This is a genomic window from Listeria cornellensis FSL F6-0969, assembly GCF_000525855.1.
GTDB lineage: Bacteria > Bacillota > Bacilli > Lactobacillales > Listeriaceae > Listeria_A > Listeria_A cornellensis.
Genome location: NZ_AODE01000019.1, coordinates 265,348 through 283,244, shown reverse-complemented (window position 1 = coordinate 283,244; position 17,897 = coordinate 265,348). Strand labels below are relative to the sequence as shown.

The 17,897-nt window shown below is 38.0% G+C and carries 32 protein-coding genes and 1 pseudogene; 30 read left to right on the top strand and 3 right to left on the bottom strand.

Translation table 11 applies throughout. The features are described from left to right. Positions 1 to 246: 246 nt before the first annotated feature. Positions 247 to 792, bottom strand: a complete 546-nt coding sequence (locus PCORN_RS09400; protein WP_036079621.1) for a helix-turn-helix domain-containing protein — start codon at positions 790 to 792, stop codon at positions 247 to 249. Positions 793 to 1,138: 346 nt separating this feature from the next. On the opposite strand from PCORN_RS09400, the gene PCORN_RS09395 reads away from it, so the two are divergent. Next, positions 1,139 to 1,342, top strand: coding sequence for a hypothetical protein (locus tag PCORN_RS09395; protein ID WP_036079619.1), 204 nt, complete (start codon positions 1,139 to 1,141; stop codon positions 1,340 to 1,342). A 26-nt stretch (positions 1,343 to 1,368) separates the two neighbouring features. Here PCORN_RS09395 and PCORN_RS09390 read toward each other — a convergent pair whose 3' ends face one another. Then, positions 1,369 to 1,827 carry a helix-turn-helix domain-containing protein gene (locus tag PCORN_RS09390; protein WP_241433139.1) on the bottom strand — a complete coding sequence of 153 codons (459 nt, stop codon included), beginning with the start codon at positions 1,825 to 1,827 and terminating at the stop codon, positions 1,369 to 1,371. Positions 1,828 to 1,918: 91 nt separating this feature from the next. Between PCORN_RS09390 and PCORN_RS09385 the strand changes: the two genes are divergently transcribed. Further along, positions 1,919 to 2,137, top strand: a complete 219-nt coding sequence (locus PCORN_RS09385) for a DUF739 family protein (RefSeq protein WP_036079617.1) — start codon at positions 1,919 to 1,921, stop codon at positions 2,135 to 2,137. 283 nt (positions 2,138 to 2,420) lie between these two features. On the opposite strand, the gene PCORN_RS09380 is transcribed toward PCORN_RS09385, so the two are convergent. After that, entirely contained in the window at positions 2,421 to 2,669 is a 249-nt protein-coding gene (locus PCORN_RS09380) for a hypothetical protein (RefSeq protein WP_036079615.1), read from the bottom strand. A gap of 288 nt (positions 2,670 to 2,957) precedes the next feature. On the opposite strand from PCORN_RS09380, the gene PCORN_RS09375 reads away from it, so the two are divergent. The 28 genes and pseudogenes from PCORN_RS09375 to PCORN_RS09245 all read left to right on the top strand — a co-directional run bounded on the left by PCORN_RS09375 (position 2,958) and on the right by PCORN_RS09245 (position 17,717). Then, positions 2,958 to 3,179: a helix-turn-helix domain-containing protein gene (locus PCORN_RS09375; protein WP_051999363.1), complete on the top strand. Its 222-nt coding sequence runs from the start codon at positions 2,958 to 2,960 to the stop codon at positions 3,177 to 3,179. A gap of 455 nt (positions 3,180 to 3,634) precedes the next feature. Further along, a complete protein-coding gene (locus PCORN_RS09370) occupies positions 3,635 to 4,447 on the top strand; it encodes a hypothetical protein (protein WP_036079613.1) in 813 nt (270 codons plus the stop codon). A gap of 130 nt (positions 4,448 to 4,577) precedes the next feature. Next, the gene (locus tag PCORN_RS09365; RefSeq protein WP_036079610.1) at positions 4,578 to 4,856 is read left to right on the top strand and encodes a hypothetical protein; all 279 of its coding nucleotides are present in this window, start codon (positions 4,578 to 4,580) and stop codon (positions 4,854 to 4,856) included. Positions 4,857 to 4,860: 4 nt separating this feature from the next. Next, positions 4,861 to 5,394, top strand: coding sequence for a hypothetical protein (locus tag PCORN_RS09360; protein WP_051999362.1), 534 nt, complete (start codon positions 4,861 to 4,863; stop codon positions 5,392 to 5,394). Positions 5,395 to 5,659: 265 nt separating this feature from the next. Beyond that, positions 5,660 to 5,836, top strand: a complete 177-nt coding sequence (locus PCORN_RS19340) for a hypothetical protein (RefSeq protein ID WP_159102564.1) — start codon at positions 5,660 to 5,662, stop codon at positions 5,834 to 5,836. Further along, positions 5,836 to 7,146, top strand: coding sequence for a replicative DNA helicase (locus PCORN_RS09355; RefSeq protein WP_036079608.1), 1,311 nt, complete (start codon positions 5,836 to 5,838; stop codon positions 7,144 to 7,146). The genes PCORN_RS19340 and PCORN_RS09355 overlap by 1 nt, the downstream gene beginning before the upstream one ends. Positions 7,147 to 7,188: 42 nt before the next feature. Then, positions 7,189 to 7,494, top strand: coding sequence for a DUF6906 family protein (locus tag PCORN_RS19035; protein ID WP_149024307.1), 306 nt, complete (start codon positions 7,189 to 7,191; stop codon positions 7,492 to 7,494). 9 nt (positions 7,495 to 7,503) lie between these two features. Continuing rightward, positions 7,504 to 7,971, top strand: a complete 468-nt coding sequence (locus tag PCORN_RS09345) for a hypothetical protein (RefSeq protein ID WP_036079604.1) — start codon at positions 7,504 to 7,506, stop codon at positions 7,969 to 7,971. A gap of 57 nt (positions 7,972 to 8,028) precedes the next feature. Next, positions 8,029 to 8,784, top strand: a complete 756-nt coding sequence (locus tag PCORN_RS09340; protein WP_051999361.1) for a putative HNHc nuclease — start codon at positions 8,029 to 8,031, stop codon at positions 8,782 to 8,784. Between the two features lie 10 nt (positions 8,785 to 8,794). Continuing rightward, positions 8,795 to 9,184 (top strand): hypothetical protein, encoded by a 390-nt coding sequence (locus PCORN_RS09335; protein ID WP_052171367.1) that lies wholly within the window; start codon positions 8,795 to 8,797, stop codon positions 9,182 to 9,184. 39 nt (positions 9,185 to 9,223) lie between these two features. Continuing rightward, positions 9,224 to 9,940 (top strand): hypothetical protein, encoded by a 717-nt coding sequence (locus PCORN_RS09330; protein WP_036079600.1) that lies wholly within the window; start codon positions 9,224 to 9,226, stop codon positions 9,938 to 9,940. Positions 9,941 to 10,037: 97 nt separating this feature from the next. After that, positions 10,038 to 10,736 carry a DNA adenine methylase gene (locus tag PCORN_RS09325; protein WP_338151766.1) on the top strand — a complete coding sequence of 233 codons (699 nt, stop codon included), beginning with the start codon at positions 10,038 to 10,040 and terminating at the stop codon, positions 10,734 to 10,736. 85 nt (positions 10,737 to 10,821) lie between these two features. Continuing rightward, positions 10,822 to 11,085 carry a hypothetical protein gene (locus tag PCORN_RS09320; RefSeq protein WP_036079598.1) on the top strand — a complete coding sequence of 88 codons (264 nt, stop codon included), beginning with the start codon at positions 10,822 to 10,824 and terminating at the stop codon, positions 11,083 to 11,085. Beyond that, positions 11,069 to 11,668, top strand: coding sequence for a hypothetical protein (locus PCORN_RS09315; protein WP_051999360.1), 600 nt, complete (start codon positions 11,069 to 11,071; stop codon positions 11,666 to 11,668). Before PCORN_RS09320 ends, PCORN_RS09315 begins: the two co-directional genes overlap by 17 nt. Then, positions 11,658 to 12,188: a hypothetical protein gene (locus tag PCORN_RS09310; RefSeq protein WP_036079596.1), complete on the top strand. Its 531-nt coding sequence runs from the start codon at positions 11,658 to 11,660 to the stop codon at positions 12,186 to 12,188. Before PCORN_RS09315 ends, PCORN_RS09310 begins: the two co-directional genes overlap by 11 nt. 473 nt (positions 12,189 to 12,661) lie before the next feature. Further along, positions 12,662 to 12,907 carry a hypothetical protein gene (locus tag PCORN_RS09305; RefSeq protein WP_036079594.1) on the top strand — a complete coding sequence of 82 codons (246 nt, stop codon included), beginning with the start codon at positions 12,662 to 12,664 and terminating at the stop codon, positions 12,905 to 12,907. Further along, a complete protein-coding gene (locus PCORN_RS09300) occupies positions 12,897 to 13,253 on the top strand; it encodes a hypothetical protein (protein ID WP_036079590.1) in 357 nt (118 codons plus the stop codon). Before PCORN_RS09305 ends, PCORN_RS09300 begins: the two co-directional genes overlap by 11 nt. Before the next feature lie 45 nt (positions 13,254 to 13,298). Further along, positions 13,299 to 13,496, top strand: a complete 198-nt coding sequence (locus PCORN_RS09295; protein WP_149024306.1) for a hypothetical protein — start codon at positions 13,299 to 13,301, stop codon at positions 13,494 to 13,496. Continuing rightward, positions 13,493 to 13,885 (top strand): YopX family protein, encoded by a 393-nt coding sequence (locus PCORN_RS17310; RefSeq protein WP_051999359.1) that lies wholly within the window; start codon positions 13,493 to 13,495, stop codon positions 13,883 to 13,885. Before PCORN_RS09295 ends, PCORN_RS17310 begins: the two co-directional genes overlap by 4 nt. Then, positions 13,882 to 14,079 carry a hypothetical protein gene (locus PCORN_RS09280; protein ID WP_036079586.1) on the top strand — a complete coding sequence of 66 codons (198 nt, stop codon included), beginning with the start codon at positions 13,882 to 13,884 and terminating at the stop codon, positions 14,077 to 14,079. Before PCORN_RS17310 ends, PCORN_RS09280 begins: the two co-directional genes overlap by 4 nt. Then, the gene (locus PCORN_RS09275; protein ID WP_036079584.1) at positions 14,076 to 14,321 is read left to right on the top strand and encodes a hypothetical protein; all 246 of its coding nucleotides are present in this window, start codon (positions 14,076 to 14,078) and stop codon (positions 14,319 to 14,321) included. Before PCORN_RS09280 ends, PCORN_RS09275 begins: the two co-directional genes overlap by 4 nt. 15 nt (positions 14,322 to 14,336) lie before the next feature. After that, on the top strand, positions 14,337 to 14,714 hold the full coding sequence (locus PCORN_RS09270; RefSeq protein ID WP_036079582.1) for a hypothetical protein: 378 nt from the start codon (positions 14,337 to 14,339) through the stop codon (positions 14,712 to 14,714). Beyond that, positions 14,698 to 14,934 (top strand): hypothetical protein, encoded by a 237-nt coding sequence (locus tag PCORN_RS09265; RefSeq protein WP_036079580.1) that lies wholly within the window; start codon positions 14,698 to 14,700, stop codon positions 14,932 to 14,934. Before PCORN_RS09270 ends, PCORN_RS09265 begins: the two co-directional genes overlap by 17 nt. Before the next feature lie 113 nt (positions 14,935 to 15,047). After that, a complete protein-coding gene (locus tag PCORN_RS19610) occupies positions 15,048 to 15,206 on the top strand; it encodes a hypothetical protein (protein ID WP_167330520.1) in 159 nt (52 codons plus the stop codon). Then, entirely contained in the window at positions 15,203 to 16,030 is an 828-nt protein-coding gene (locus tag PCORN_RS09260) for a prohibitin family protein (protein WP_036079578.1), read from the top strand. The genes PCORN_RS19610 and PCORN_RS09260 overlap by 4 nt, the downstream gene beginning before the upstream one ends. Before the next feature lie 25 nt (positions 16,031 to 16,055). Then, a pseudogene (locus PCORN_RS20280) lies at positions 16,056 to 16,253 on the top strand (DUF3310 domain-containing protein); the annotation flags it as partial. Between the two features lie 449 nt (positions 16,254 to 16,702). Further along, positions 16,703 to 17,254: a sigma factor-like helix-turn-helix DNA-binding protein gene (locus tag PCORN_RS09250; protein WP_036079576.1), complete on the top strand. Its 552-nt coding sequence runs from the start codon at positions 16,703 to 16,705 to the stop codon at positions 17,252 to 17,254. Positions 17,255 to 17,402: 148 nt separating this feature from the next. Then, the gene (locus PCORN_RS09245; protein WP_036079574.1) at positions 17,403 to 17,717 is read left to right on the top strand and encodes an HNH endonuclease; all 315 of its coding nucleotides are present in this window, start codon (positions 17,403 to 17,405) and stop codon (positions 17,715 to 17,717) included. Positions 17,718 to 17,897 lie beyond the last annotated feature (180 nt).

Sequence of the window (17,897 nt, the reverse complement as noted above, 5' to 3'; positions counted from 1 at the left end):
GCATGCAAAACTTTGGTTGTTCGATTAACTCTTTGCTGAGCCTCTTCATGAAACCCTTCGAGGAATTCAGAATATGCAAGTAGGTGATGGGCGGTAACTCGTGAAATTTCTACTTGATGCAGTCGTGCGAGCTTTTCGGCTTCAATTAAATGTGGCTTACTTCTTAAAGGTACTCCACCTAAAATATAGTGTCTGGCGCAATTTAGAAGAAATGAAATCTTGAACAGATGGATCTGAGGATAATTATCATATTTTTTTTAGCTCTTCGGTTGTTCTAACAATTACTTTTTCTGCATGATCGACAGGGAATGTATAGAAAATCTTTGTAATAAGGTATATATCATTGTGGTACCAAACCTCTTGCATTGCTATCCGTTCCCAAATGTCTTTGGCCTCTTGGCTTTCAATATCAAAAGTTTGTTTTCTATTGATTTCTACAGAGATACTGAGAACATGTCTTAAGGATTCAGCAAAAGGATCATTGGCTCGTGATAAATATTCATCATATTTTGCGATTAAACTAAGCAGAAAAGGCTCATTTAATGATTGTTTTTGTTCACGAAATAGCTTGAATAGATGGTCTCGTTCTACGAGTTTAAAATCATTCTGAATATAGAAAAATTCAAGGACATTAATATCAAGTTCTTGTAAGATATCCATAAATATCTCAACAGAAGGTATTCGTCCGCTTTCGATATTAGCTAGAGAGCTTTGTCTAACACTAGACATATTTTTTTGCTTAATATTTTTATTTATTCGGATTTCCCGAATTGTCTCACCAAATGTTTTCACAAAAAAACCTCCTTTTTATTCGGATTAGAATATTTTTTTTTGTATTTCTGGGAATTCATAGTATACTATTACTAATAGTAAGGAGGTGTTACATAATGAAAAAAGTTAAAGTTATTAATTTCTTTGTCGCTGTAGTGGTTGTCATTGCACCACTTATTCACATCAACGTCGGAGGATAATGTAAGCGCACTAAAAAGAACGAAGGCTATACTTTCCCAATCCCGACAGATTGTGTAAAGAAAGATAGACTTCGAACACACAACCAGTCTACCATAAAATATAAAAAATTAAAGAGATATGCGGGTAATGGATGATTAAAATTATAGTCTTACAGGAGTGAAGTTGGATGGGGCAAAAATATAAATTACTGTTAGAACATGCAAAGAGTAACAAAGGGCATTATCAAAATGTAATAGCATTGATCGATGAAGATAGAGATAGTTTAGATGAATTATTAGAAGCTGGGTATACGGAAAAGGAAGCTTTTAAAACATTTTATTTATTGAATGGTGAGCTTCTATCCAAATTAACTAATATAAATAATATTTGAGTACTACCGCCCTTATGGGCGGTTTTTTATTTATCAGATTTTTGATTTTCTATTGATTGTATCAGTTGTCTTATTGATTCTGCGAAGTCAGGGTTTTCTTCAATATAGTTAGCGATTTCCCTAGTTGATGTAGAGTATGTTTTATTCGGACTGTCATTTCGTTCTTCATCTGGAATCCGTTCTCGTGGTACATCATATCCCATTAGCCAAGGTTCGCTTACGCCGAGAGTTTTGGATAGCAAAAATATCCTATCTTGATCAGGTGATTGTACCCCAGTCACGTATTGTGACAAAGTACTTTTACTCATCTTAATATCTAATTCATTTTGGTAAGGTAATGATTTCCTCAGTATGTCAACTTGCTTTAAACCACGCTCTCTCATTATTTCTTTTAGTCTCTGAGAAGTGTTAGTAGCTTTCATTGTTACACCGCCTTTAAAATTATTATATGCCATATTGAATAAAAGTTCAATATAAAAATTCATATTGCGTGAACTTTTTTGTTGACTCAGTTCATCTTTGATGATATTCTTGAAATATAAAGTTCACACTACGTGAACAGGAAGGGGTGTTAAAATGAGTTACGATTACTCTGTTTTATCGGGGGAAATCATTGAGAAGTTTGGTACGCAATATAATTTTGCAACGGCTATGGGGCTTTCCGAGCGGAGCATTTCATTAAAGCTAAATGGCAGAGTTCCTTGGAAAGATGAGGAAATGTCGAAAGCGATGCAGCTTCTTGAGGTAGATATATCGTTTGTAGCTAAATATTTTTTTTACCCCAAAAGTTCATGAAACGTGAATTTATGAATTGTAGCAGAACTCTTAAAAGGCATATCGGTGTTTTAATGGAAACATTGAATGTTAGTAAAACAGTAGTCTGATTTTATCTCAGAGCGAGCATGCAGTCACATTATTTTTAGGAGGTCTTAAAGGGGAAACAAAATTCAAGTGACAGACACTATTGATACACTTGAAAAAGCAGAAGACAAAGATATAGCTAAATTAGTTAATCAAATAAATAAAGCTCTTTATCTCGCGGACAAAGAACTTTTATTTGAAAAGACTTTATTCATAATTACTTGAGTAACCCACCATATGCCGTTGCTTTATCAGCAAGATACTGGTTGTATTGTTCTTGTGTTGCTCCAACAACGTAAAGAGTGGTAAAGCGTGCTACTTGGTTTCCTCCATCAAGATTAACTATCTCTATTAAATTTTGTCCAACACTGATAAGTCGCCAACCTTTTTGCAATAGTTCATTTGCAAATTGGGCCGCAGTATCACCATCTAGTTCTCGTACAAATACAATTTCTGAGTAATCCATATGTAATCACCTCGCTTTCTAAGGTGATTATACCACAGGATGTAGCGTTAGATACAAATATTAGGAGGTGATGATTCCAATGTGTGATGATGCACTTTATTTTTATAAAGATGAAGATGACAATAATATTCCTCTAATGTATGGATCGTATAATGTTGAAATGTTTTTTGAAAAAAAAGAGCATAGAAAAAATTAATAAGGATTACCCAATCACAGAAAATAATCTGTATGTGCTGGCACATGGTGTTGTATTCAAATTAAATGCCTAATTGTAGGAGGTGATTATATATGTATGCAGTTAAAGCAACTAACCGAATCATCGTGATAAGACCACGAAAAGCGCTGAAAGCTGAGGAAGCAGCCGAGTTTTTAGATATCGGTATGAGTTCCTTATATCGATATGCTCGAGCTGGAATCATACCAGGTCGTAAGATTGGATCAGATTGGCGATTTAGCAAACTAGCGCTTGAAAAATGGCTAGATGCACAAGTGAAGGAGGAAAACGATTGACGGTATTTGCGATAGTTTCATTATCAACATTGTTCATTATTCCAATCGTGGTAATCAGCCACGGCGACAATAAAACGGGGGAGTGAGTGAAATTGGCAGAAAAACAGCTAGTACTCATTAAGAAAACACATTTATGTGACTTCAAAGTCACGATTTACAAGAAATCACGTTGGGTTTCAATGGAAACATATCAAGGGGAGCATAACCAAAGTTATCACCAATGCCATCTTAAGAAAACAGGCTCTCGGACCATTCGGGGTTACATTAGAAGATTAATCAAGGAAGGTTATGTAGTTGATGTGTCATGTTGACATTACACCAAGTGTTCGAGTGTATCGTAGTGTCTTATGCTGCAGTATGCATGATAGAGACAGTAAAACAGACTGTTAACGAAATCAAACAAACAGGATTTGAAGCTTGGTACTTCAAAAATAGAGAATAAAGGAGCAAACAAAATGATATTAGGGAAGCAGTTTTTCATTGTGACAAAGATAGGGATTGAAGGTTGGGCCGAACTAAAAGATGCAGGCATGTATCTGATCGAGTGGATTGAGAAACCAGGTATTAACTTGATGGAAAGAAGTAGAACATTCCCAACACAAGACGTAATCGACAATTTAGAAAATGGTACATGGAGTTTAAGGGGATATCGTGGGTATTCTGCTGAGATGAAAGCGCATGTTAGTAGCCTAGGGTATAGCTGGCTGGATCGTCGTAATTTTACATTTACACAATCGGGAGAAGGCAGCATAGGTATTGTAATCGACGGTAAGGGGTTGGTTGAATGTGCGGATTTGGATGATGTAGTGGAGCATTTGTGGTTTTTTGATTACATTTCGAAGGAGGAGAAAACAGCTATGACATTTGAAAAAGGTAAGGATTTTGTATTTATTAGAGTATCATCTGCACAAATTGGGAAAGCTACATTTAACGAAGAAACGGGTGGGTATCATTTCGAAACAAGAGGTGCCGAATTTGTTGGATTTACGCCACTAAGATCACATAATGACTTGGATATAGACCAAGTAGAAAATGAGTTCAAAATGGGTTTTATAGAGGTTGTTGGAATTGAACAGTGGGATTTTGTGAATGTTATTGATGAACTATCGATGAAGATAGGAATACCTACTAAAGAGTATTTGCTTGGGAAAAGGTTGGAGAGAGAAAAAGTGGCAAGCATAAGCGAATTAAGCGCGTTGCAAGTTAAAAACGCGACATTTCACTTTAAAAGAAAGCTTAAAGCTTTAGAAGAAACGCTAAAAAAATAGACTCATGCGCTAACACGAGTCCGGATGTGATACACACCAAATATAACTTATTTATAGTGTATATCACATCCTCCAATTACGCAAGGTTTTGGGGATTTTTCTAGTGATTCTAAGGGAAGGAGGGCACATCATGATGGAGGGATGGATAAAATTACACCGATCAATAATTGAGAGTGACACATATAACTGTCTGTCATTACATCAAAAAATAATCATGATTGAACTGCTTTTAAGGGCCAACCATACCGACAATTATTGGTTTGATAAACGACGTGGTGAGAAGGTCGAAGTAAGGCGTGGACAGCTTATAACGAGCGTTCAAACAATCGAAAATGACTGGTTTTCTCGTGATAAAGAAGTCACAACGAAGAAAGTAAGAACAACATTAGATAAATTAAAAAAAACTTGATTTTTTGGCAATCGAAACGACAAACAGTTACACCCGTATAACCATTTGCAAATACAACGATTATCAAGTGTCAGATATTGAAAAGGGCAAACAAGACGACACCCAAAGGGCAAGCGAAGGGCAAGCCGAGGGCAACCAAAGGGCAACAAACAAGAATGTAAAGAATGTAAAGAAGAAAAAGACACCTCCGAAAATGAAATTTTCCGAGAAGCATTTACAACTTGCCTATTACTTCTTTGATCGTATCTTAGAGAATCAGCCAGAGAGAAGGCCGCCTAATTTTGAAAAATGGGCGAATACGATTCGGCTAATGATCGAAGTGGACAAACGAAACGTTGAACAAATTCAATGGTTGATGACATGGGTGCAACAACATAATTTTTGGATGACTAATGTTTTATCTCCTGAGAAGTTGCGAGATAAATTTGATGACTTGGCTATCAAGGCAAAGAAAGAGCGAGAGCAAAAACGAAATGCCAATAACAGCAAGCAGGAAGCAACCAGACGACTATTGCTTGAGGAAGGTGAGGATATATGACCCGAAAAGAAGCCATCGAATTGTTACTCTTGATCAATGATACTTATAAAGACTTTGAATTGGATCAAACAAAAAAAAGAAACATGGATTCAAATTTTAGAAGGCGGCGACTATATGCGCAGTAAAGCGGCATTACTAAAATACATTCAAACAAAGCCGTTCCAACCAACCGTGGCTAATTTTTTTTGTACGAACTAATCGTGACGTAGAGAAAACAAAGGCCTACTTAGATAAACAAGTAGCATATCAACAAGAAACAGTCCCAATGCCGAGTTTAGAAGAATCCGATTTACCAGATGACTTAAAGCGAGAAATAAAAGCCTACCAAGAAAAGCAGAAAGCAAAAAACATTGTCCCGCTGAATGCCAAACAACAAGAAGAAGCTCGACAAAGAACACAAGCGCAAATCGCACAATTGAAAGCGAAAGGGGCGATTGAATAATGGACTTAAATGCAAAATATGAAGCGGAAGTTGCCGTTTTGGGTGCTATCTTTTTACAACCTGATTTGATTCATGTAACGAACCTTTTACCAGAACATTTTACGGACCCACGAAATAAGCAGTTGTACCGTGTGATGCACCAACTACGATCAGACGGTGTGGCTATAGATGTCATTACGATGTATTCCAGGTTAACCAACCCGGAAGCGGTCGTTTACATGACAAACCTTGCTGGCAGTTGCCCAACCGCGGCCAACTATGCATATTACGAAAAAATTGTACTAGAAGAGTACGAGAAACATGTCGTATTACTCGCCGCACAGCAATATATAGCGCAGAAAGATGAACAGACATTTGATAAGTTAGTCGAGGTATCGCGAGAAATCACATCGTACCATGTCGAAGAAACTACATCGCAAAAAGATGATATGCTCGACATCTATAATTCCATGTTTGAGGATAAAGGTCCGCTAAATGGTGAATTAAGCTCAGGTTATCCGAGTATTGATTACATGACGAGTGGTGTTAAAGCAACAGATTTGATTGTTATTGCGGGTAGGCCGTCAATGGGTAAAACGGCATTTGCGGTGAACGTAGCGCTTAATATCGCAGAACAGGCGTACAAAGACAAGAAAAACGGAGAAGCTGAGGGACTGCAGCAAGTTGATATTTTCAGTATTGAAATGCCCCGAAAAGCATTATTGCAAAGAATCATTAGTAACATGGGCAATATTGGCGGTGAACATTGGCGGGACACATACCGTATTCCTGCAGACGTAAAAAATCGAATTGTTCAGGTACAAGGTGTTTTAGGTAGCTTAGATTTGCATATCGAAGATAAGAGTAATGTTGGCGTGCGGGACGTTGAGAGCCGAATAAAAGAAGTTCGTGCGACTGGCAAGGTGGATAAGCACGTCATTGTTATTGATTATTTAGGGTTAATGGACCTTGATATGAAGCTGAGGCATGATTTAGCGATTGCGCAAATAACAAAGGGCTTGAAGTTGCTATGTAAAAAATACAATGTGACTATCATACTGCTGTCACAACTTTCGAGAGGCGTTGAAACAAGACAAGATAAACGGCCGATGTTATCCGATTTGCGAGACTCCGGTAGTATTGAGCAGGATGCGGATGTCGTCATGTTACTTTACCGCGAGGATTATTATGATCGTGAATCCGATGATGGCTTAGTCGAAATCATCATTGCTAAAAATCGAAACGGTGCAACTGGAACCATCCAACTTGCCTTTGTAAAAGAGTACAGTAAGTTTGTTAATCTCGAAATACGACTCGCGGAGGCAAATTAATGTTTGAAAGCATCTTTACAAAATCCGGGACGGTGAAAAAGTATGGTCCCCGAAAATACAAGTGTGCTGAGTGTGGCAATACGCCACCGACGAGAGAGGCGCATAATTCCTCTTATTGCCGCTTTTGTGGTGGGAACTACGTCATCCGAACAATCTATAAAAATTGGAAACAAGAAAAGGAGAACGCAGCAAATGAAATCAGGAAAGAAGCCGAATAAAAAGCAGTCCATTTTTATTAAAGAAAACGGAATAAATCCCGATAATTGGTTCATCTATAAAAATACCAGTGAAGAAATGCATTTGGTGCATCGATATTTGGATAAACGGACACGAAAAATTATAAAGTGAGGTGGCGACATGATACGAGAACGACGAAGGGAAAAGGCGAAAGTGATAATTGAGCGAATCAATACACTGCTTGATTTGCACGATAAACAGCAAAATGATAAACGGAGCTTCCAAAATTGCAAAATCAAAGGATGCGAAGTGTGCGATCAAATAAAAGCATTAGGCAACGAATTGAATGAAGTTCAAAATAAACTCAGCCCTGAGCCAGGGGAAGAAGTTCCGGCTCTCTCATCACGAACCGTTGATGAGTATTTGGATTTAGAAGAAATGTGGACAGACACACAAATTAGCGAAATGTGGGCGATACCCAAAAAGGAATTGAGCCGTTGGAAAAAGGAACAAGGACTTTTTAGGGCAGAATCAAAACCACTTACCATGACGATTGCCGAGTATCTGGCATACAAACAGGATGGTTTATCTGATAAAAAAAATAGCAGCCAGATTAGGTGCCACAAATGCTCAAATCACACGGTTTAAAGAAAAATACAATTTGAGCTCTAAAATCTATGATTACGGCTATAACGGTAAGTACTAATGGAATTTGTAGGAACGATTAAATCCATTACTTATCCAGATAATCATACGAGACTAATACTTGATATCGATGAAAAAGTAAGCCCAGCGATAATATCACGTCATACAGCGGGAATTGCACCACAGGTCGGCATTGAATTTTTTGATAATCGAAAAATATCGGCAGATCAGAGACGAAAAGCATTCGCGATAATGACCGAGATAACCAGACATTTTTATAACGAGAATTATAGTTCAGAACTTCGGCTAGTCAGTCCAAGTTTTGCGGATGATCGTAAATCAGTTGAAGCAGCACTAAAGGAATCTTTCGCAACATACAAAAACATCGAAGCGTACAGCTTAGCAAACAGCGATATGACGACAGCAAGGGATTTTATCAATTTTTTAATTGAATTTTGTTTCATGTTTGATGTTCCATTTCATGAAAAAGAGCGCTTTTTGGGTGAAGACATACAGTTCTTCTTGTATATGTGCCTGAAATATCGTAAATGTGCCATAACCGGCAAACCTGGATCAGATGTTCATCATATCGACGCGGTGGGCATGGGGCGTAACCGGAATAAAGTAGACAGCACCCAATTTCGTTTTATCTGCTTATCACGAGAAATGCACAACTTAGTACATCAAATCGGATGGAATAAATTTAGTTCCATGCACAAGGTTGGGGCCATTAAATTAAATGAAAAAGGACTCAAAGAATGCCGCATAAAAACACAGCCAGTTTCAGGCTTTTATATAGATATTGACGAAAATTAGGAGGATGAACATGAGTACAATCAATCTATCAGGTATGGCAGGTGGAGCGGTTCAGGAACGATTCGCCGAAGAATTAGACAAAGTGTTAGAAAACATTAATGATCCTAACACGGACCCACTTAAAGCCAGAAAAATAACGGTGACGGTGACAGTTAAAGGGAATGAAGAACGCGATATGGCGAATGTGGACATCCAGGCGAAGTCAACATTACAACCAGCCAAAGCGCTGACTACCCGTGTTGTATTTGGAGAAGATGCCGGTAAAGTTGTCGGTGAAGAATTGCTCTCTGGACAAAAAGGACAAACCTTTTTAGATCCGGATGACGATATGAAGCTGAAAACAGATACAGGGCAACCGATTCCAGAAAATCAAAACGTAGTCAATATGAAAAAAGCCTAAGCAACCAAAATATATTATAAGAATGGGAGACAGAAAATTATGAGTAATCAAAAAGAAGCGTTGGAATATGTAGCAAATTTGGCACAAAAAGAAGTGAAAGAAATTAATGGGCGTAAATATGCCACTGGTGATTTGTCACTAGTAGCGGATGCTAGAGCAGCAGCATTTGAATTACACACATTAACTGGAATTGTAAACTATGTACAGTCAAATGTGGATGCTTTAAAAGGTCCCGTTGTCGTGCATGTGTTTGGACCAGAGAAAGTTTCGGTATTTAGCCCACTAAACAATGATCGTAAACGGGAGGAGTTTGTGCGGGCAGAAGCTATTATTCCAGAGTTTAGGTTCGATCATTTTTATGACAGTGATACATTTAATATTAAGATGCAGGCGCTTTTCCTAGAAAGCGACGAGAAAACAGCTATTTTAGGACTTGTTGGAAATATCCAAGAAGAAAATGTTCGTAACACATCAAGTGATGGTACTAGTCAGACAGTTGTTGCAAGGTCGGGCATTACAAAAGTAGAAAATGTGACGGTTCCAAACCCAGTAAGCCTGAGACCATATCGGACTTTTTCAGAAATAGATCAGCCAATTAGTAAGTTTGTGTTGCGTATGAAAGATGGTCCAAGCATCGCCCTTTTTGAAGCGGATGGTGGAGCATGGCAAAATATCGCCATTCAAAACATCGAAAAATATCTAGTGCGTGAACTTGATGACTTAATCCAAGAAGGCCGCGTACACATTATTGCTTAAGGAACTAAATAGAGGGCGGTTTATCCGCCCTTATGAAATGAGGTTCAGTATGTCGCAAATTAAACCAATATTAAATTATCCAGGAAGCAAAAGAAAAATGGCTAAGATATTAGCAAAGAAAATGCCTCCACATGATACTTACTTAGAGCCGTTTGCCGGTAGCCTAGCCATGTTATTTCAAAAAGAACCAGCAACCAAAGAAACCGTCAATGATCTAGATGGTCGTGTCGTCAATCTATTCCGTGTGATTCGAGACCAACCGGAGGAATTAGAAAGGTTGGTTGACTTAACGCCATTTAGCCGTGAAGAATATGAAAATAGCTATACGGTAAATCCAGACCCATTGGAGGATGCGCGTTTATTCTTGATTAGGTGTTGGATGGCGATTGGTGCCAAAACATCCGATATTACTGGTTGGCGATCATGCATTGCGCCAAATTCACCAGATACGCCAAAACAATGGTCCTCAATACCAGGTCGCATAAGGCCGATTATGGAACGATTAAAAAGTGTTCAAATTGAAAACCAGGATGCCATCAAACTTATTGACCGGTATAACAGGCCATATGTATTTATTTACGCTGATCCACCTTATCCTTTATCAACCAGGAGTAATAGGCATTACGCAAATGAAATGACGGATCCGGATCATGAAGAACTTTTAGACATATTAAAGCAGCATGTTGGTCCCGTTTGGCTGTCCAGTTACGAAAACGATCTATACAATAACGCCTTACATGGTTGGCATAAAGAATACTTTGATATGACAACGGAGGCCGGACAAAAAAAGAATTGAAGTAATTTATATGAACGAAATAGCCAGAAAAGCATTTGTTGTTGATACACCAACTCAATCGAAGTTGTTTTAGGGGATGGGTGCCATGATAGCGTATATTGTCGAATTGTATGTAAATAGAAAAGCGCCAGAGTGTGGTCGTAAATTAATCCAGTTACAAACAACGGCAAGAACATTTGAGGGCGCTATTGAAAAAGCAAAGACTATAGCCAAGAAGCAAGGCTATAAAAAAATAAAATCATTCAGAGTGAATCAGAAAAAGTACATGTATTGGGATAGTGGTAAGAAAATATGGGAAAACAAATACACGCTTTTTGGAGAGGTGGAGAACTATGGCATCGAAGGATAGAGACAAAAATTTATCATTTCTAACTGACTTACAGAAAGAACTAAGCACACAAGAAATAGATAGCCAGGCAAGCCCGAGATTTTGGGTTTTGATGGATTATAAATTTCTTCCGACTGATAGCGATTATGCAGATGAAACTCACTATATACATGCAGATGGTGATTGTGTTCAGTTCGGGAAGCCGATGGATTTAATAGAGTTTTTAGAAGAACATGAGGAATTGGATGAATTGCCTGATTATCAAAACATGGACTTAGACGATCTATTCGAATGGATAGAAGTAAATGAGTTAAACGAAGATGGTTGTTATCAAATAGTACCTGTTATGGAAGTTGCTTATATTGTTGAAAATACATTGTTTTTAAGCAAACAAGAAGCCAAAGATTACATTAAAAATAATTCATATAACCATACTAGCAGGATTCACACATACGCCATGACCGCGCATAGAGCACCTAAAACAGGCAAAGTTATTGAAATGCTAACAGAGACGGATTGGACGAAATATAAGAGAAAGAAAATGTTCATATCTGATCTCATAAAAAAAATATTCAGATGGAGGCAAAATAGTCATGAAAATTGAGCAGCCCTTCAATATTAATAATGGCATCAAAGTAAAACTGACGGATGCCGGTGTTCAACATTTTATAGATTTTTATAAAAATGAACCTTACCACCGAGTATGTACCCCTGATATTGATGCAGAGGGCTACACAAAGTTTTCAATGTGGATGCTAATGAAGATATATGGCTCACAAATGAATATGGGGAGTCGAGATTTGCCATTTGAAACTTATGTATTTGTTGAAATAGAACAACAGCAGCCAGATACGGAAATAAATATTTTTTCGAAGTATATTGATAAACGTCTAGAGTTACTTGAAAAAGAGAAGCAACGAATGATGAAAGCAGTGGCATTTCGTGTGAAAATTGGCGATTTGTATTTCGTTAGCTGGGGCGAAGATGGCACACAACCGACATTCTCTATCAACGACAATCTCGGCTCGTTAGAAGTAGCGTATAAATTCGACAGCGTAGAGAGGGCGAATAAAGTAGCTGAAATTATAGGCGGTGAGGTAGTGCCAGTTGATGAACTTAATTAGGTCGAAATCGACCAGTTTGGAAAGGATGACGAAGAATGAACGAGCAAAAAGCACCAATTAATGAATGTCCGCATTGTCATTCGGACGAAGGTTATTTTATAAGGTCGTCGGTTACCGGGCATGTGAATTTGCGAATGAATTTTGATGGTTCAGAAATTGAAACTGATGGCATGTATGACGGACTCCATGAGACTTTTCATAAGTACACATACTGCATTAATTGCGAAAAACGACTATTTAAAACTGAGTAAATCGGAGGGTGAAGGATGAATAAATGCCTGATAACCGTACACACAAAAAAAAGGCACAGTATGCCAATGTAAAACTCCGAAAACACTGGAAGAATTGGAAAAAGACTACCGTACATTAAACGCTCAAGGGCACGTTAGTTTGATGGACGATAAGTCGCTAACTATAATACCTGTCAAGTCAATAGATACTATACGCATTGAAAAAATGGATGGTGATGTGCGATGAAACTAATTGCAACTGTATTATTCGACAATGGCACATTATCCAAATATACATCCGATTTCACAAGTGAGGACACAGATGTATTGGATGGGGTTATAGAAGTGGTTCAGGATATTTACCAAAACTCTGGAAATGGGTTTGTAACTATCCCAGGAGGACCAAACGAAGTTGGCACGCTTATAAATGTTGCGAAAACATCAGCAATTACATTTGAAGTCATTAAGGAGGGCGAGCATGAAAGTTAGGCAAACAATTGTCAATGAGTATGAAGCAGTGCAGTATACGGCGGATATGGTGACAGGATATGCATATATGAGCGAACTGGTGCGCTTTGCTGGTTATGTACCGAAATATTTTCCGAAAAAAGATAGCGAAACCATCGAAGAAGCCCATAAACGTATCAGAGCTGAAAACAACTATATGAGACCGCGTGACTTAGTGAAATACTACAAACACACAAATGGTGAAGTCATCATAAAACCTGAACATCGAGCGCTGTATGTTTTCAAACATGATGGGATTTTTAGAGTTCTAAAAAGAAAATTCAAACAGGCTGGGTATGAAATTATTGAGGAGGATGTAGGAAAATGAAAACAAGTGAATTAAAAAAAAGCGGTGCATGATGAAGGTTTGGAATTGTGGATTTTAGAAAACTATATTGCCGTTGTAAATCCAGCAACTGGAACAGATATGGGTTTTGTAGACCGAAATAATCCGTATGTTGCGCAAGTGGAAGCAGCCGCAGTTAAGGAATTAGACAAAACGACCAGAAAAAAACTAATTAAAATTACTTTTCAATTATGGCATGACACCGTTAGAGGAGCGAGAGCATGAGTCGTGAAATTGAGTTTAGAGCGTGGGATGTTGTAGAAAAAAGATGGCTGAGTATTGATGAATTTGTATTAAGAAGCGATGGCATCGTTTTGCTCGTCTCACAATGCGAATCAGCTTTTGATAGTTCCGTTATCTTGAGTAAAGATAGTGATATTAAATTAATGCGGTACACAGGACTACGCGACAAAAATGGCAACAAGATTTTTGAAGGGGATATCGGCTGGGACGATCATACCGAGTGCTGGGGCGTTGTTGTGTTCGACGAAGGGAAATTTTTATACGTGTGGGAAAACGTATCAGAAGATTTGTGGGAACGCACAGGTGATATTGAAATCATCGGAAACATTCACGACAACCCCGAATTATTGAAAGAAGGTGTGACGGAATGAAATTCGACAAAAAGCTAGAAAAGGCGATTTACGATGATTTAGAGGCACGCAAAGATAGAGCGGAGTTTCACGGCATAGAAAACGATAAGGACGTTGCCGAGTTGGAAAAAGAGCTAGAATTTTACAAGTGTGGTCAGAATGGAAATGTGCCTGGTCTATGGTTAATACGGTATTGCGAGGAGGATGCGGAATGAAACAAGGCGTTCACATTGATAATATGCGGTATGTAGAAGATTTCGAAAGTGGTTCAGGCGGATATGATACGCTTGATTTCGCCATGGATGACGGAAAAATATTTATAACTTCTCACAGTTCCAATGATGACACGGAACACGGTTTTAATCTTGATTTTAACGACTGGAAAATGATTCGTGACGCGATTGATAATTATTTCAAAGAGCAACTTCAAGACGATTTCGTTAAGAGTATATTTTAAAGGAGGCGCAAGACGATGACACAGTTGCGGATGGGAGGCGAAAAAGTAATGGAAATAGATTATAGAGAATTTGCGAATTTTATCAAAGAAAAAGGCATCGTAATTGTAGAATCGAAGTGCCACGACCCATCAAGTGGTTGGACGGGTAAAAATATGTATGTGCGTGACGCTAAAGGATTTTTAAACGAAGACGGCACATATAGTGAAAAACCGACGCGGGGAACAATCGACTTATCTGAAAATGGTTATTGCTTTGACACGCGTTTTATTGGTGGTAACTACGATAAGATTAAAGAGTTTTATTCGTTAAATAAACTTAGCACGTTTAAAGATTTTTCTGCTTGGATTCAGAGTGTAACAGTAAAGGCGGAGAGCAATGGAGATTATAAATAAAGCTATTCATTCACAAGAAGAAGTATTAGGTTGGCTAGTATCATTAGAAAACCACGATAAGGTAATAATCGAAAAACACGATGGTAACAAAATTGAGGCGACAGCTCGCCGTGAGTTATCGGTGGAAGAAATGTATTTAGAAACAACAATAAGGTTGAGAAATTCCATGTGGTTTACAGATGTTCGCATCAATGGAAAAGATATTAATGTAAAACATTAATGTTAGGGATTATAAAGTAATTGATGCCTATAAGGAGTGTTCACGATGGGATGAATTAAAAAATTCTGAACAAAAGTAATATTCGTTTATTTTGAGGAGGTGAAATTACTTGTATGAAAACCATTTTTATTGGATGTGTAGTTATTGTGATATTAATAGGTATATGGATGAGCCTTAGTTCTGTATTTGGCAAGGTGGGGAGCTTCCTAGTCAAGAAAAAAGATAATGTAAAAGATGATATCGAAAATAATGAGGAGGACTGGTTTGAATGAAAAAAGGATTAGTTGGTGGAATTGCAATAGGAGTATTGCTATTAGTAGGCGTTGTTGGTTTGATGATGAGTTTGACTAAGGTGGATAATGGAAACGTTGGTATTGTATATAGCCCAAATGGTGGGATCAAAGAAGAGGCGCTTGGACAAGGTTGGCACATGGTAGGGATACTTGATAAAGTAAATGAATATCCAACAAAATTACGCACAGTTGATGCAAAGAATCTCACGGTGTCAACCAAAGACGGTAAAAATATTAACTTGGATTTATCTTATAGCTATAAGATTGATGCAGCAAAAGCAACAGATATTTATAAGACATTCGGTAGTGTGCCAGTTGAAGAACTAGAAAAAGGGTACATGGAACGTCGTCTATTAGAAACGACTCGCCGGGTTGTCAGTAAGTATAATCTGCTCGATATATACGGAGAGGATGCAACAGAAGCATCTATGAACATTCAAAAAGACTTTGCTAAAAATGTTGATAAGCTTGGATTTATTGTATCTGATACAACATTGGGTGCACCAAAGGCGGATGCTAAGACACAGGCTGCTATTGATGACCGGGTAAAGGTATCACAAGAAAATTCTAAGAAGAAGCTAGAACTTGAAAATGATAAGATCGATGCCCAGCGTAAAGAAGTACAAGCACAAGGTGAAGCAACTAAACGCCAAATCGAAGCAACTGCAGAGGCAAAAGCAAATGAAACAGTTTCTAAGTCAATTACATCAGAGTTGCTGAAGAAAATGGAAATGGAAGCACGAATCAAACATGGTTGGATAACAACCCAAGGTGCCAACACAGTTGTAACAGATACTAAATAAGATGGAGGGAGTACCTAAGATGCAAAATGATAATGTAAACCAACCTCCACACTACCAGCGAGGAGGCATTGAAACACTAGATTTCATCAAAGCTAAGGTTGATTACGAACCAGTTGCAATTGCTAATGTGATTAAGTATGTAAGTAGATATCAAGATAAAAACGGATTAGAGGATTTAATGAAAGCACAATTCTATTTAAATGATGTGATTAAGTGGATTGAAAAACAAAAGTCAAAATTTATTTTGGATGAATATCATAGTCTTAAAAGTAATGTAGTAATCACAACAGCAGGTCGTGATGAACTTAGTCAACAGTGGAAGCGTGCTAAAGAAAGTCTGGATGGCATTGGAGTTTTAGATATCGATGTAAGGTTAAGTCGTGTTTATGAATCAGATGAAGAGGTGGGTATATTGGAGAAGTTTAAAAATAGTGCTAATGAAAAAGATGGCGTATATGCACAGGTAGATGGCAAGGTATTGGTTTCATACGATGTGCCAGCTACAGGGTATGGGCAAACAGTAATAAACTGGGCAGCGGGTAAACCGGTAAGCGCAGAGACGGTTACTAAACACAAAATCAAATAATGAATGTCTGATCGTAAAAATCGAAGGACGCAATGAGTTAGCTTAACGGCTACTTGTTGCGTCCTTTTTATTTAGGAGGGAATGTCATGATTCACAAATTGAAGAAGGAGTATCAAAGTGGCCGGCTCGATTTGCTAAGAATATTGGACAGTATGCCAAAAGAAGAATCACAGGGTGTTCCTGGTAAAAGAATAGTCAATTCAAAGAAAAAAGATAAAGCGACATTGATCCGTGAAATGATTAGTGACATGACATTCGCAATCGATTGGATGAGAACTGGACGCGAGCCGAATAGCATAAGAGGGATTGAGAGGCAGGGAGTATATAACAACACTGTACACATGGACCCGATGATACTGGCTAATATGATAGGAGCATCTATGACACAGAAAGAGGTGGACGAGTATCCACTAAATGAGTATGAGGCAGAGATATTAGAGTTCTTTCATTCTATTTTATCTGATCGAGAGAAAGAGTGTTTTATGTTGGTACGTGCAAATGAATACAGTTTCCATGAGGCTGCAGAGGCATTACATATTGAGAAAGGTACTGTACAGGAATATATACGCAGAGCCGAGGAAAAACTAAAAGAAGCATTCAGTAATAACCTTTGGTTTTATGATTATGTTCGGGGCTAATTCTTGTCTTACGTTTGCCTACTATTTATGAAGGAAGCAATGCAAAACAAAAAGAAGGTGCTAGACACACCTTGGCATTAGTCTATACCTTAGTTTGTTCCCATCACATGAGGCTAAGGAAATTGTATTTTGATATGGAGTGAGTGACATGCGAACACGAGATGAGATAGATGCCATCTATAAGACATCGCGATGGGCTAAGACACGTAAAACTGTCTTAGCTCGCGATTATTATTTATGTCAAGAATGCAAGAGACGTGGAATCATGCAACAAGGGAACACGGTTCATCACATTATTGAGCTGAGAGAAGATATTAGCAAAGCTTTTGATTTAGATAACCTAGAGACTGTGTGTCTAGCCTGCCATAACATGGAGCATCCAGAAAAAGCTGGTGGCAAGAGGAAGGCAAAGAGAAATCCCAATGTTATTAAATTTTATAGGAACAATGACTTCAATATATAACTTTATAGGCATTTAAGACTATTAATTATATATGATAGGTCTAAATACACCCCCCTGCCATGAATTCTGAAAAATTTGGTCAGATCCTGAACGGTTGCCCCCTCCCTTCACAATAAATTCGCTGATCAATTATTTTCAAAGGGCAGAAGGGTTGTTTTTATTGCTGGTATATTGCGATTT

What these genes read in the sequence shown, in the direction of transcription:
- PCORN_RS09300 (WP_036079590.1), top strand. Translation starts at nt 12,897, where the DNA reads ATGAAAGTTAGGCAAACAATTGTCAATGAGTATGAAGCAGTGCAGTAT.
- PCORN_RS09335 (WP_052171367.1), top strand. Translation starts at nt 8,795, where the DNA reads ATGAGTACAATCAATCTATCAGGTATGGCAGGTGGAGCGGTTCAGGAA.
- PCORN_RS19035 (WP_149024307.1), top strand. Translation starts at nt 7,189, where the DNA reads ATGGTCCCCGAAAATACAAGTGTGCTGAGTGTGGCAATACGCCACCGA.
- PCORN_RS17310 (WP_051999359.1), top strand. Translation starts at nt 13,493, where the DNA reads ATGAGTCGTGAAATTGAGTTTAGAGCGTGGGATGTTGTAGAAAAAAGA.
- PCORN_RS09365 (WP_036079610.1), top strand. Translation starts at nt 4,578, where the DNA reads ATGATGGAGGGATGGATAAAATTACACCGATCAATAATTGAGAGTGAC.
- PCORN_RS09320 (WP_036079598.1), top strand. Translation starts at nt 10,822, where the DNA reads ATGATAGCGTATATTGTCGAATTGTATGTAAATAGAAAAGCGCCAGAG.
- PCORN_RS09340 (WP_051999361.1), top strand. Translation starts at nt 8,029, where the DNA reads ATGGAATTTGTAGGAACGATTAAATCCATTACTTATCCAGATAATCAT.
- PCORN_RS09380 (WP_036079615.1), bottom strand. Translation starts at nt 2,669, where the DNA reads ATGGATTACTCAGAAATTGTATTTGTACGAGAACTAGATGGTGATACT.
- PCORN_RS19610 (WP_167330520.1), top strand. Translation starts at nt 15,048, where the DNA reads ATGAAAACCATTTTTATTGGATGTGTAGTTATTGTGATATTAATAGGT.
- PCORN_RS09390 (WP_241433139.1), bottom strand. Translation starts at nt 1,827, where the DNA reads ATGAATTTTTATATTGAACTTTTATTCAATATGGCATATAATAATTTT.
- PCORN_RS09245 (WP_036079574.1), top strand. Translation starts at nt 17,403, where the DNA reads ATGCGAACACGAGATGAGATAGATGCCATCTATAAGACATCGCGATGG.
- PCORN_RS09370 (WP_036079613.1), top strand. Translation starts at nt 3,635, where the DNA reads ATGATATTAGGGAAGCAGTTTTTCATTGTGACAAAGATAGGGATTGAA.
- PCORN_RS09355 (WP_036079608.1), top strand. Translation starts at nt 5,836, where the DNA reads ATGGACTTAAATGCAAAATATGAAGCGGAAGTTGCCGTTTTGGGTGCT.
- PCORN_RS09305 (WP_036079594.1), top strand. Translation starts at nt 12,662, where the DNA reads ATGAAACTAATTGCAACTGTATTATTCGACAATGGCACATTATCCAAA.
- PCORN_RS09345 (WP_036079604.1), top strand. Translation starts at nt 7,504, where the DNA reads ATGATACGAGAACGACGAAGGGAAAAGGCGAAAGTGATAATTGAGCGA.
- PCORN_RS09325 (WP_338151766.1), top strand. Translation starts at nt 10,038, where the DNA reads ATGGCTAAGATATTAGCAAAGAAAATGCCTCCACATGATACTTACTTA.
- PCORN_RS09250 (WP_036079576.1), top strand. Translation starts at nt 16,703, where the DNA reads ATGATTCACAAATTGAAGAAGGAGTATCAAAGTGGCCGGCTCGATTTG.
- PCORN_RS09385 (WP_036079617.1), top strand. Translation starts at nt 1,919, where the DNA reads ATGAGTTACGATTACTCTGTTTTATCGGGGGAAATCATTGAGAAGTTT.
- PCORN_RS09375 (WP_051999363.1), top strand. Translation starts at nt 2,958, where the DNA reads ATGTATGCAGTTAAAGCAACTAACCGAATCATCGTGATAAGACCACGA.
- PCORN_RS09310 (WP_036079596.1), top strand. Translation starts at nt 11,658, where the DNA reads ATGAAAATTGAGCAGCCCTTCAATATTAATAATGGCATCAAAGTAAAA.
- PCORN_RS09315 (WP_051999360.1), top strand. Translation starts at nt 11,069, where the DNA reads ATGGCATCGAAGGATAGAGACAAAAATTTATCATTTCTAACTGACTTA.
- PCORN_RS09330 (WP_036079600.1), top strand. Translation starts at nt 9,224, where the DNA reads ATGAGTAATCAAAAAGAAGCGTTGGAATATGTAGCAAATTTGGCACAA.
- PCORN_RS09275 (WP_036079584.1), top strand. Translation starts at nt 14,076, where the DNA reads ATGAAACAAGGCGTTCACATTGATAATATGCGGTATGTAGAAGATTTC.
- PCORN_RS09260 (WP_036079578.1), top strand. Translation starts at nt 15,203, where the DNA reads ATGAAAAAAGGATTAGTTGGTGGAATTGCAATAGGAGTATTGCTATTA.
- PCORN_RS19340 (WP_159102564.1), top strand. Translation starts at nt 5,660, where the DNA reads ATGCCGAGTTTAGAAGAATCCGATTTACCAGATGACTTAAAGCGAGAA.
- PCORN_RS09265 (WP_036079580.1), top strand. Translation starts at nt 14,698, where the DNA reads ATGGAGATTATAAATAAAGCTATTCATTCACAAGAAGAAGTATTAGGT.
- PCORN_RS09280 (WP_036079586.1), top strand. Translation starts at nt 13,882, where the DNA reads ATGAAATTCGACAAAAAGCTAGAAAAGGCGATTTACGATGATTTAGAG.
- PCORN_RS09395 (WP_036079619.1), top strand. Translation starts at nt 1,139, where the DNA reads ATGGGGCAAAAATATAAATTACTGTTAGAACATGCAAAGAGTAACAAA.
- PCORN_RS09270 (WP_036079582.1), top strand. Translation starts at nt 14,337, where the DNA reads ATGACACAGTTGCGGATGGGAGGCGAAAAAGTAATGGAAATAGATTAT.